The sequence below is a fragment of the Arthrobacter sp. 10L430 genome (assembly GCF_056395245.1).
In genome coordinates this window covers 16,556-27,544 of sequence record NZ_JBFTJD010000038.1, presented here as the reverse complement: position 1 = coordinate 27,544, position 10,989 = coordinate 16,556, and the positions used below count along the sequence as shown (strand labels likewise).

The 10,989-nt window shown below is 65.3% G+C and carries 11 protein-coding genes; 5 read left to right on the top strand and 6 right to left on the bottom strand.

What is annotated here, in order from left to right; all coding sequences use genetic code 11:
- The 6 genes from AC1DDG_RS21035 to AC1DDG_RS21010 all read right to left on the bottom strand — a co-directional run.
- Positions 1-869: DUF222 domain-containing protein (locus AC1DDG_RS21035; RefSeq protein ID WP_476877603.1), on the bottom strand; the 869-nt coding region annotated here is incomplete at its 3' end.
- A gap of 72 nt (positions 870-941) precedes the next feature.
- Positions 942-1,862, bottom strand: a complete 921-nt coding sequence (locus tag AC1DDG_RS21030; RefSeq protein ID WP_476877602.1) for an AEC family transporter — start codon at positions 1,860-1,862, stop codon at positions 942-944.
- A 119-nt stretch (positions 1,863-1,981) separates the two neighbouring features.
- Positions 1,982-3,310: an enolase C-terminal domain-like protein gene (locus AC1DDG_RS21025; RefSeq protein ID WP_476877601.1), complete on the bottom strand. Its 1,329-nt coding sequence runs from the start codon at positions 3,308-3,310 to the stop codon at positions 1,982-1,984.
- Entirely contained in the window at positions 3,307-4,914 is a 1,608-nt protein-coding gene (locus AC1DDG_RS21020; protein WP_476877600.1) for an aldehyde dehydrogenase (NADP(+)), read from the bottom strand. Before AC1DDG_RS21020 ends, AC1DDG_RS21025 begins: the two co-directional genes overlap by 4 nt.
- A 26-nt stretch (positions 4,915-4,940) precedes the next feature.
- Positions 4,941-5,855, bottom strand: a complete 915-nt coding sequence (gene kdgD, locus AC1DDG_RS21015; RefSeq protein ID WP_230121346.1) for a 5-dehydro-4-deoxyglucarate dehydratase — start codon at positions 5,853-5,855, stop codon at positions 4,941-4,943.
- A 143-nt stretch (positions 5,856-5,998) separates the two neighbouring features.
- Positions 5,999-6,883 carry a LysR family transcriptional regulator gene (locus tag AC1DDG_RS21010; RefSeq protein ID WP_230121334.1) on the bottom strand — a complete coding sequence of 295 codons (885 nt, stop codon included), beginning with the start codon at positions 6,881-6,883 and terminating at the stop codon, positions 5,999-6,001.
- 145 nt (positions 6,884-7,028) lie between these two features.
- Here AC1DDG_RS21010 and AC1DDG_RS21005 point away from each other — a divergent pair, with 145 nt between their 5' ends.
- The 5 genes from AC1DDG_RS21005 (at position 7,029) to AC1DDG_RS20985 (ending at position 10,950) form a co-directional block, all read left to right on the top strand.
- Positions 7,029-8,030: a Bug family tripartite tricarboxylate transporter substrate binding protein gene (locus tag AC1DDG_RS21005; RefSeq protein WP_230121335.1), complete on the top strand. Its 1,002-nt coding sequence runs from the start codon at positions 7,029-7,031 to the stop codon at positions 8,028-8,030.
- Between the two features lie 5 nt (positions 8,031-8,035).
- Positions 8,036-8,623: a tripartite tricarboxylate transporter TctB family protein gene (locus AC1DDG_RS21000; RefSeq protein WP_476877599.1), complete on the top strand. Its 588-nt coding sequence runs from the start codon at positions 8,036-8,038 to the stop codon at positions 8,621-8,623.
- A gap of 9 nt (positions 8,624-8,632) precedes the next feature.
- Complete coding sequence (locus AC1DDG_RS20995; RefSeq protein ID WP_230121337.1) at positions 8,633-10,165, top strand: tripartite tricarboxylate transporter permease; 1,533 nt, start codon at positions 8,633-8,635, stop codon at positions 10,163-10,165.
- A complete protein-coding gene (locus AC1DDG_RS20990; protein ID WP_476877598.1) occupies positions 10,162-10,566 on the top strand; it encodes a universal stress protein in 405 nt (134 codons plus the stop codon). The genes AC1DDG_RS20995 and AC1DDG_RS20990 overlap by 4 nt, the downstream gene beginning before the upstream one ends.
- An 81-nt stretch (positions 10,567-10,647) precedes the next feature.
- Positions 10,648-10,950: a hypothetical protein gene (locus tag AC1DDG_RS20985; RefSeq protein ID WP_476877597.1), complete on the top strand. Its 303-nt coding sequence runs from the start codon at positions 10,648-10,650 to the stop codon at positions 10,948-10,950.
- Positions 10,951-10,989: the final 39 nt, after the last annotated feature.

Below are 10,989 nucleotides of genomic sequence, written 5' to 3'. Positions count from 1 at the left end.
TTGTCCAGGGCGGTGGTGATGATGGTTCCGGCGCGGGAGGCGATGGTCCCGGCGGCGAGGTTCGCGGCGGTCTGTTCGCAGGCGGGGGGCATGGGGTGGGCGTTGAGGCCGGTGCGGGGCAGCACGGCCGCGGCGAGGGCGAGCCGGCGGCGGGCTTCGCCGATGCTGATCCGGAGCCGGACCCGGAGGTATTCGGCGGTGTTCCGGCACCCGTCATCGGCAGGCACAGACCGCACCCGCGCAGGCGCTGTTCCCGGCGACGCCGCTGCGGACATCGCTCCGGATCCGGCGGTGACGTCCCCTGCGCTGCCGGTGTCGGTGCCGGTGCCCCAGCCGGTGGTCCAGCCTGTGGTCTTGGCCGCGGGTCCGGCGGCGTTGACCGCCTCGGTGCGGGTCCGCTCCACCGCGGCCGCGGCGAGCAGCTGAAGGTGCTCGGCCCGGCGGGAGAGCTCCTCGGTCAGGTCCGCGAAATCCGCCGCGTTACGGAAGGAAGCCAGTCCAAGTTCATTGTCCGCGACGTCGACCGCCGATGCCAGCGCCTCCAGACACTGTTCCAGGGCCTCAGCCGCCCCGCCACTGAAGGCGGTGCCAGCAAACGTCACGCCGGTGACGGACCCGCCGGCGGCGGCACCGCCGTCGGACGCCGCGTTCCCGCAGGTAGCGTCGGCGCCGCGCAAGCCGGAACTTAGCCCGCTGGTGACAGACCCACCGGCGGCAGCACCGCCGTCGGACGCCGCGGGATCCGTCAGCAAAGCGGAAGCGGGAACGCTGCGAAGCGCGCGGCCTCGAAGCAGGGCAGCCGCGCTAAGGCCCGGCGTTACCGCCTGGCCCGCGGTGTGATCCGCTGCGTGTTCCCCCATGGCTTCCATAGGAAAACTCTGTCAGAGGGGTCCGACATTTTAGCGGTGACCGGGTTCACCTGAAGACCGTCAGCCAAGTACCTATCCGACTGCCCACGCGACCACCAGCAGCGCCCCGACACTCAGGACCGTGGTGCACAGGATGACGTCCCGTGCCACGGTCATGCCCCTGCCGTACGGGGAAGCGAACAGAAAGACATTCTGGGCTGTGGGGAGGGCGGCCATGATCACGCTTGCCAGGAGGTGCTGGCCCTCCAATCCGAAAACAAATCGGCCCAGTGCCCAGACGATCAGTGGCATTCCTGCGATTTTCAGGAAGGTCGCTACGAGAGTTTCGGTGCGGCCGTCGTCCTTTTGCAGCGGCGCCCTGCCGGCAAGGGCGAGGCCAAAGGCGAGCAGCACCATCGGCACGGCACCCCCGGCCAGCATGTCGACCGGCTTCTGCAGCAGGTCCGGGGCGGTCCAGCCTGTGAGTGCCACGACGGCGCCCAGCCCGGAGGCGATGATCATCGGGTTGGCGAATGGCTGGACGAGCAGCCGCTTCCAGGAAATTTTCGATCCGGAGGCGAGTCCCAGCACCGTCAGGTAGAACGGCGCCATGACAAGGATTTGGACAAGTAGCACCGGGGCTACGTGCCGGGCCGTTCCCACTGCGTAGAGCGAGACCGGAATACCGATGTTGTTGGCGTTGGCATAGCTGCTGGCCATGGCGCCGACGGCGGTTTCCGCCACGGGCCGGCGGAAGAAAAGCAAGCTCAGCACGCTATAGAGAAGCCCCACTATCGCTGCGGACAGCAGCGCCAGCGGGGCGTCGGTTCCGAGGGCGGCCCGGATGTCGCTGCCGGCCACCACGGTGAACAGAAGGGCCGGATTGGTGACGTAGAAAGCCGTGCGGGTGAGGGCACCCTGGACCTCGGGCCCCAGGATCCGCAGCCTGGCAGCGAAATAGCCCACAGCGATGACGGCGGAGACAATGAGGATTCCGGAGACAACGCCGCCCACTCTGCGCCCTTCTATTTAGATGTACCTATCTAGATGTATGGGTTCCGCACGGCCGTCTCCTGTTGCGGGAGGAGGTCCGGCCGTGCGGAAGCCTGTGTTGCTTGCCTAGCGAACGGCCTCTACCGCACCAGGCACGGCCGCTTCGGGTCGAAGGACCACCCGTCGATGTAGTACTGCATGCCGACGCTGTCGTCGCGGGCATCGAGGCCGTGCTCCAGGTACAGCTGGTGCGCCTTGTCCAGAGCATCGCGGTCCAGTTCGATCCCGAGGCCCGGGGCGTCCGGAACGGCGATGGCCCCGTCCCTGATCTGCAGCGGGTTCTTTGTGAGGCCCTGTCCGTCCTGCCAGATCCAGTGCGTGTCCAGTGCCGTGATCTCGCCCGGAGCAGCCGCGCCGGTGTGCGTGAACATGGCCAGTGAGATGTCGAAATGGTTATTGGAGTGGGATCCCCACGTGAGGCCGAACTCGTTGCACAGCTGCGCCACCCGGACAGACCCGTGCATGGTCCAGAAGTGCGGGTCCGCCAAAGGAATATCGACGGCGTTGCTCCGGATGGCGTGGGACATTTCGCGCCAGTCAGTGGCAATCATGTTGGTGGCGGTCTTGAGCCCGGTTGCACGGCGGAATTCCGCCATTACTTCACGCCCGGAGAACCGGCCTTCCGCACCGCATGGATCTTCCGCGTAGGCCACAACGCCCTGCATCCGCTTGCCGAGCCGGATGGCTTCCTCGAGGAGCCAGCCGCCGTTGGGGTCGAGCGTGACACGCGCCTCGGGGAAGCGCTTGGCCAGGGCGGTGACTACGTCAACCTCGTCATCGCCGGACAGCACGCCGCCCTTGAGCTTGAAGTCGCTGAAGCCGTAGCGCTCCTGCGCGGCTTCGGCCAGCGCCACCACAGCTTCGGGGGTCATAGCCTCCTGCCGGCGCAGTCTTTCCCAGCGGTCAGCGGGCGCATCCTCTACCAGGTAGGGCAGATTCGTCCTGCGGCGGTCACCGATGAAAAAGAGGTAACCGAGCATCGGCACCGAGGCCCGCTGCTGCCCGTCGCCCAAGAGTTCCGCGGTTGGCACGCCCAAGAACTGGCCGTGAAGGTCCAGCAGCGCGGATTCGACGGCGGTGACCGCGTGGACGGTGGTGCGGAGATCGAAGGTCTGCAAGCCGCGGCCGCCGGCGTCGCGGTCGGCGAATTCCGCCGCGATCTCGCGCAGCAGCGACCGGTAGCGGGCCACGGGTTTGCCAGTGATGAAGGCTCCGGCCTCCTCGATGGTGGTGCGGATCTTCTCACCGCCGGGAACCTCGCCGAGACCGGTGCGGCCGTCCGAGTCGGTCACGATGACCACGTTGCGGGTGAAGAACGGCCCGTGGGCGCCGCTGAGGTTCATCAGCATGCTGTCGTGCCCCGCGACGGGTACGACTTCCACGCGGGCAACGGTTGGCTGGGCGGTCATGCGTTGACCTCGTCCTTCTCGTTAGCGGCCTCGGCAACGATCCCGTTGACCCGGCGGTTCAGCTGCCAAGGGTTGGCGTCCTGCAGCGGTGCGGGCATCAGTTCCTGCGGCAGGTTCTGGTACGCGACCGGGCGCAGGAAACGGTTGATCGCCAGGGTTCCGACCGAAGTGGTGCGGGTATCGGACGTGGCCGGGAACGGGCCACCGTGAACCATGGCATGGCCGACTTCGACGCCGGTGGGCCAGCCGTTGACGATGATGCGCCCCACCTTCTGTTCCAGCGCCGGAATCAGGCGCGCCGCGGTCGGGTAGTCCTGTTCGGTGAGCTGCAGAGACGCGGTGAGCTGCCCTTCAAGCCGGTTGGTCGCTTCAATCAGTTCCTCGGCGGAGGAGTAGCGGATCACCAGGCTGGCCGCGCCGAAGATTTCAGCGTGGAGCACGGGGTTGGACACGAAGTCGGCGATGTCGGTGCCAAAGATCGTGGGCGCCGGCGCGTTTTCGGTGGGGCCAACTGTGCCCTCACCGATGATGTCCACGTTCTCGGCAGCGCCGAGCGCCCCGGCCCCTGAGTTCCAAGACGCTGCAATCCCTTCGGTCAGCATGGTCTGGCCGGCGCACGCCGAAACGGCACGGCCGACGGCGGCAGCGAGTTTGTCGCCATCCTCCCCAACGGGGGCGAACAGCAGGCCGGGAGACGTGCACAGCTGTCCGGAGCTGCCGGTGACGGCTGCGACGTACTGCTGCGCCAGCGCGTCCACGTCACCCTTGAGGGCGCCGGAGAAGACGAAAACGGGGTTGAGCGAGGACATTTCCGCGTACACGGGGATGGGTTCGGACCGCGCGGCGGCGGTGCGCATCAGGGCGATGCCGGCGGACTGTGACCCGGTGAAGCCGACTGCCTTGATGGCGGGGTCCGCGACCAGGGCCTGGCCAATGCTGCTGCCGGGGCCGTAGATGAGGGAGAAGACCCCGGGGTGCAGCCCGGCGTCCGTGACGGCCTTCGCGATGGCCTGGCCAACGAGTTCGCTGGTGCCGGGGTGCGCATTGTGGGCTTTGAAGACCACCGGGCAGCCGGCGGCGAGGGCCGAAGCGGTGTCTCCTCCCGCCGTCGAGAATGCCAGCGGGAAGTTGCTGGCACCGAAAACCGCGACGGGTCCCAAGGGGATCTGGCGCTGGCGGATGTCAGCGCGCGGCAGCGGAGTGCGATCCGGAAGGGCCGGATCGATCCGGACGCCGCGGAAATCGCCTTGGCGGACCACGCTCGCGAACAGACGGAGCTGGCCCGTGGTGCGGGCCCGCTCGCCCTGCAACCGGGCTGCGGGCAGGCCGGTCTCCTGGCCCGCGCGGATGATCAGGTCGTCGCCGATGGCCTCGATGTTATCCGCGATGGCTTCCAGGAAACCGGCATGGGTCTCGGGGTCCAGCGTGCTGAAGGAGGCGTAGGCTTCGGCAGCCGCGGATGTGGCGGCCTGGAGCTGGTCTTCGGTGATCAGCGTGTAGGCGGGTTCGAGCTGTTCGTTCGTGGCGGGGTCCAGGCCGAAGGTGGTCTTGCCTTCGCCTGCGACGGCCTGCCCTGCGATCAGGGAGTGTCCGGTGAGCGTCATGGTATTTCCTCCTAGGAGACGGTGGATCAGGAGACGGTGGCGATGAGTTCTTTGAGGTCTGCGAAATCCTGGGGCGCCAGGTTCTGCAGCGGCGGACGGACACCGCCGGCTGAGCGGCCGATTGCGTCGAGGCCGCCCTTGACGATCGAGACGGAGTATCCCTTGACCCTGTCACGGATGTCCAGGTACGGGATCACGAACTCGTTGAGCTTCTTGTTGACGGCGACCCGGTCCTGGTTGCGCACGTCCTGGTAGAAGTCCAGGGCGAACTGCGGGACGAAGTTATACATGGCGCTGGAGTAGGTGCTCATGCCAAGCTGCAGCAGCGGGAGGGCGAAGGTCTCTGCGGTGGGGAGACCGCCGAGGTAGAACAGGCGGTCGCCGAGTTTCGCGTAGACGCGGGCGTCGTGCTCAAGGTCACCCACGCCGTCTTTGAAGCCGATGAGGTTCTCGTGCCGGTCCGCCAGAGCGGCGACAGTGGTGTCCTTGTAGATGGCATTGGCGCGGTTGTAGATGATCACGCCGAGGGACGTGGCGTTGCAGATCGCGCTCACGTGGTCGATCAGGCCGCCCTGATCAGCCTCCGTGAGGTACGGCGGCAGGAGCAGGATGCCCTCGGCTCCGGCGGCTTCGGCAGCCTTGGCGTTTTCGATGGCCTGGGCGGTGGACCCGCCCGCGGACGCCAGGACCGGGACAACGTTGCCCACTTCTTCGACGGCGGCACGCACCACGCGCTCGGACTCCGCCGGCGTGAGCGAGAACCCTTCGCCAGTGCCTCCCGCTGCGAACAGGCCGGCTACCGGAAAGCTGGCCTGCCACGCGAGGTGCTTGCGGTAGTTTTCCTCGTCGAACTGCAGCTGCGCGTCGAACGACGTTACCGGGAAGGAGAGCAGCCCGTCCTTGAGGGTATTGGCAAGTTCCTGGGGTGAGTATTTGGCCACGGTATGGTCCTCCATGTCGGCGCCGCGTCGCTGCGGCGTGTGAGTGCTTCCCTTCCACCCTAGGGAGGCATTCGATGCCTGTCTAAGTTCATTTTTGTATGCATTGATGCGCTTTCAGCATCACTTACGTGGCTCGGGATGCTTCAGTGCTCCCGGAACTCCAGCGACTTCAGGACCCTGGCGAGGGCGGGATTCCTGATGGTCCGGTTCCAGATGGCATGCAGTTCAACGGGGTCGTTGACGCTGCTCTGTAGTGGAAGGAAGTGCACCGACTGGATACCCAGCAGCGTGGCTGAGTGCGGGACAAAAGCGACGCCCCGTTTCGCGGCAACAAGGGAAACCATCGTGAGGATCTGGCTGACGGTGTGAACCACGTTTGCGTGCTGAATCGGGATCATCCGTACCACAAGGTCGTAAAAGTACCGGGCCTGGGTGGGTGAGTGCATGATGAGGGGCTCATCCTTGAGATCCTCGTTGGTGATTTCGCGGTCGAGCCCGGCCAGCCGGTGGCCCGACGGAACGGCCAGCACCATGGCTTCGCGATACAAGAGGTGCGAGTCGAAGATTTTGTTGTCGAAGGGAGGCCTGGCAAGACCGAGGTCCAGTTCGCCGGTCTGGAGTCCCATGATCTGCTCGCCCGTGACGAGTTCCTGGAGGTCTATGTCGACGTCGGGCAGGATCTCGGCGATCTCCTCCAGCAGCGGGCCAAGGATGCTGAAGCCGCTGGCCGCGGTAAATCCAATGCGGAGGAGGCCCGAGCGGCCGGACGCAATCCGCCTGGCCGTAACGGGCGCCCGCTCTGCCAGCGCCATCAGACGGCGGGCCTCGTCCAGAAAAGCACGGCCGGCTGGAGTCAGCTCCACCTTGCGGTTGTCGCGTTCCAGCAGTTCGGCGCCTACGGTCTTCTCGAGTTTCTGGATCTGCCGGCTCAGGGGCGGCTGTGTCATGTTGAGCCGTTCCGCTGCGCGTCCGAAATGAAGTTCTTCCGCGACGGCGACGAAACCGGCCAGCTGGTCGAAAGTGAACATGATGCCTTCCTGGTATCACCCGATGCACATTTGGGCTTAGACATGCATCATAGCGGCTCCCTACACTCGAAAAAGCGAACCGGCAGTGACCCGGTTCACAACCACTTCAAGGGTTCAGGCCCTGCAGTGCCAACGAGGAGTTTCAATGACGCACTTCCCATCACGCCGCACCATCATCGGAACGGCATCCGCCGTCGCGCTTTTGGCCCTGACCGCCTGTGGCAACGTTGCCGGCGGCAGCGCCGACTCATCCAAGTACCCCAGCGGTCCGGTAAACCTGACCGTGGGTCAGGCGCCCGGAGGCAGCACCGACCTCATCGCACGCGCCATCTCCGAAGGCGCATCCAAGACGCTCGGCACCCCAATGCCCGTGGTGAACAAGCCCGGTGCCAACGGCGCCCTGGCCACCAAGGAGGTGGCGGGAAAGCCTGCCGACGGGCAGAATCTGCTCCTTATCAACGCTTCGCTGATCACCATTACGCCGCTGGCGGTATCTGCCGACGAGGCAGTGAACATCGACGACCTCGATATCATCGCTGGCCTTTCCCAGGACGACTACGTTCTGGTGGCCAGCGAGAAGTCCGGGTTCAAGTCGATCAAGGACGTGACCGCGGCGGGGCGAAACATCACTTTCGGCACCACGGGCGTCGGCACCGGCAGCCAGTTGGCGCAGACAGTGCTCTTCAAGCAGGCGAACGTGAAGGGCACCGACGTCCCCTTCGACAGCGGCAAGCCGGCACTGACTGCGGTACTGGGCAACCAGGTGGAACTGGCAACCATCCAGCTCGGCGAAGCGATGCCGCAGATCAAGGCGGGCAAGGTGGCCCCTCTGCTGGTCTTCTCCGAGGACCGCAATACCTTCCTGCCGGACACGCCCACTGCCAAGGAATCCGGCTATGACGTCCCGGTAGCGCAGTACCGGGCCGTCGCTGCTCCCAAGGGAACCCCCAAGGAAGTGAAGGACAAGCTGCTCGCGGCCTTCCAGGAGACCTTCAAGTCGGACGCCTACAAGCAATTCAACGAAAAGAACATGCTGACTCCTAAGGAAATCTCCGGCGAGGAAGTTGTCACGCAGTGGAAGGAATACGCCGCGAAGTACAAGGGACTGATCGAGAAGTACAGCATCAGCCTCAGCGGAACGAAGTGATCCCTGTGAACGTAACACCACCAGTGCCCGCCGGAGGGGGCAGCCATGCGGCTGCGCCTTCCGGCGGGGACGCCCCCCGCACCCTTCCCGACGGCGACCTCGACGAACTTACGCCCGAACAGCTCGCCGCACAGTGGGAAGAGGAAAAGCCGCCGGCTGCCGGGGCGCTGGCCAACATGGCCTCCTCCCTTGTGGTTCTTGGCCTCGGCATCGGATCCCTCGTCCTGTCCGTCGCGATGGGCCTGGGTACCCCCGCAGCGCCGCAGCCTGGCCTGTGGCCGTTCATCATCAGTTGCGTGATGGTGGCCCTGGGACTGTTCCAGCTGATCATCGGCCGGCACAACCGCGACGCCGAAAGGTTCACCCGCATGTCGATGGCCCCGCTGACGGGCCTGGTAACCCTGGCCCTCATGGTGGCACTGATGCCGACCATCGGATTCGAACTGCCGGCGCTGGCGCTGTGCATTGTCTGGATGCGGTTCCTGGGCGGCGAAACGTGGCGGTCCACCCTCCTTGTCAGCGCCATCGTGGTTGCGTCGTTCTACGGCATCTTTGTCCTGGCGCTCAACGCCTCCATTCCCCACCTTTTCTAGGAGACCCCCGTGGATTTTCTAAATCCCGTGATCAACGGATTTGCGGTTGTCCTGGAGCCGATGAATCTCCTGTACTGCCTGATCGGCGTGGTCATCGGCATGCTGATCGGTGTGCTGCCGGGCCTGGGTCCCGCCGCCACCATCGCCATCCTCCTTCCGCTGACCTACAACGTGGAGCCCGTGACCGCCATCATCATGCTGGCCGGCATCTTCTACGGCGCCCAGTACGGCGGCACCATCACCTCGGTGCTCCTGAAGCTCCCGGGCGAGGCTTCCTCGGTAGTCACAGTCTTTGACGGTTACCAGATGGCCAAACAGGGCAAGGCAGGCACCGCACTGGGCCTGGCCGCCATCGGCTCGTTCATCGGCGGCACCGCCTCCATCATCGGACTGACCTTCCTCGCGCCACTCGTCGCCAGCTTCGCCCTGGACTTCGGCCCGGCCGAATACTCTGCCCTGGCCCTGCTCGGCATCCTGCTCGTCGCCACAATTAGCAGCGGATCCAAAACCAAGGCACTCATCGCGGCGGCCATCGGATTGCTGCTGGCCACCGTCGGCCGTGACGTCTTCACCGGCGAAAGCCGCTTCACCTTCGGCAGCCTGGAACTGGCCGACGGCATCGACTTCGTGCCGATTGCCATGGGCATCTTTGGCCTCGGCGAAATCCTCTACAACCTTGAGGAGCGCCATCGTGCCGCCAAGGCACCCTCCACGGTCTCCAACGTCTGGCCGTCACGCGGCGACCTGAAGCAGGCCTCAGGAGCGATCGGACGCGGCTCTGTGCTGGGCTTCTTCCTGGGCATCCTCCCGGGCGGCGGAGCAACGATAGCGTCCATGGCCTCCTACGCCATGGAAAAGAAGAGGGCCAAGCAGCCAGAGCGCTTCGGAAAAGGCGCGCCCGAAGGCGTTGCTGGACCCGAGACCGCAAACAACGCGGCCGCCACCTCCTCCTTTATTCCGCTACTCACGCTCGGAATTCCCGCCAACGCCACCATGGCGCTGATGTTCGGCGCACTCCTTATCCAAGGAGTCACCCCCGGTCCCCAGCTCGTGGATGAAAACCCGGACCTCTTCTGGGGCGTGGTGAACTCCATGTATATCGGCAACATCCTGTTGCTGATCATGAGCCTTCCCCTCGTAGGCATCTTCGTGAAGATCCTCCGCGTCCGGGCCGCCATTCTTGCCCCAGTCACTGCGCTGATCACCCTGCTGGGTGCCTACACAATCAACAACAGCATGTTCGACGTCACCCTCGTGGTGGTCTTCGGCATCGTCGGCTATGTCATGAAGAAGTTCGGCTTTGAGCCGGGCCCTCTGGTGCTGGCCTTCGTCCTCGGATCGTTGCTGGAAAGCTCCCTGCGCCGTTCGCTGCTGGTGTTCAACGGCGATCCCCTGGGCTTCTTCAGCCGGCCGATCTCGGCAACGCTGCTCATCGTGTTTGTCCTGGTAGCCGTGCTTCCGGGGATCCGGAGCATGCTGGCCAAACGCAAGGGTTCTTCTCTCGAAGAGACCGCCCCCGTACAACTCAAGGAGAAGGTATGAGCATCATCGTCGGATTCGTTCCCACGCCCGCCGGTGAGGCGGCACTGACCGCAGGCATCGCGGAAGCGCAGCTCCGGAAGCAGGATCTGGTCATTGTGAACTCCGCACGCGAGGGGGCCTTGGTCGATAAGTCCGTGGCGCCGTCGGACGTCCTGGAACGCGCAGCCCGCCGCGCAACGGATGCCGGCGTCAGCGCCTCCGTCATCCAGCCGCCGTATCAGCACGACCTCGCGGACGAGTTCCTCGATGTGGCGCGGGAGGCCAATGCGTCGCTGATTGTCATCGGGCTACGGCACAGGACCCAGGTTGGCAAGTTCATCCTGGGCAGCCACGCCCAGCGGATCCTGATGCAGGCGGACCGTCCGGTCCTCGCCGTTAAGGCGGACGCGGCCCAGTTCTAGCTTCACCACGAGGCGGGCCGTCACCCAAGCGGGGTTTCGGCCCGCCTCAGCTGTACCCGTGTCTCTTATCTGAGGAAACCCATGTCCACTCTGTTGTACTCGCATAAAACCAGCCGCGCCGCGGCCCCGATCCACACCGCGCCCCTTGCGCCGGAGCCGGTCCCAAACTGGGCCAGGCTTTCCCGGGGAGACGAGGTGGCCATCCACCGCGGTGCCGAAAGAGTAGCCTCGGGCCGCGTCGACATGACCGCCCTGGACGGCAGCGTCTTCTGGATCGTCCAGAACGACGGAATGGGCCGGACAATGTTTTGTCACGATGACGGATTAACGGTGTTCCGGAAGGCCGACGGCGGGGTGCGGCGGCCTGGCTTCTACCGGGCCTGAGGTGCCCGGCCGCGTTCTGAGTTTGGCCTGCTGTAGCTT

Excerpts from the sequence above, each read along its gene's own strand:
- AC1DDG_RS21005 (WP_230121335.1), top strand. The coding sequence starts at position 7,029 with ATGACGCACTTCCCATCACGCCGCACCATCATCGGAACGGCATCCGCC.
- AC1DDG_RS21025 (WP_476877601.1), bottom strand. The coding sequence starts at position 3,310 with ATGACCGCCCAGCCAACCGTTGCCCGCGTGGAAGTCGTACCCGTCGCG.
- AC1DDG_RS20990 (WP_476877598.1), top strand. The coding sequence starts at position 10,162 with ATGAGCATCATCGTCGGATTCGTTCCCACGCCCGCCGGTGAGGCGGCA.
- AC1DDG_RS20985 (WP_476877597.1), top strand. The coding sequence starts at position 10,648 with ATGTCCACTCTGTTGTACTCGCATAAAACCAGCCGCGCCGCGGCCCCG.
- AC1DDG_RS21010 (WP_230121334.1), bottom strand. The coding sequence starts at position 6,883 with ATGTTCACTTTCGACCAGCTGGCCGGTTTCGTCGCCGTCGCGGAAGAA.
- AC1DDG_RS21020 (WP_476877600.1), bottom strand. The coding sequence starts at position 4,914 with ATGACGCTCACCGGACACTCCCTGATCGCAGGGCAGGCCGTCGCAGGC.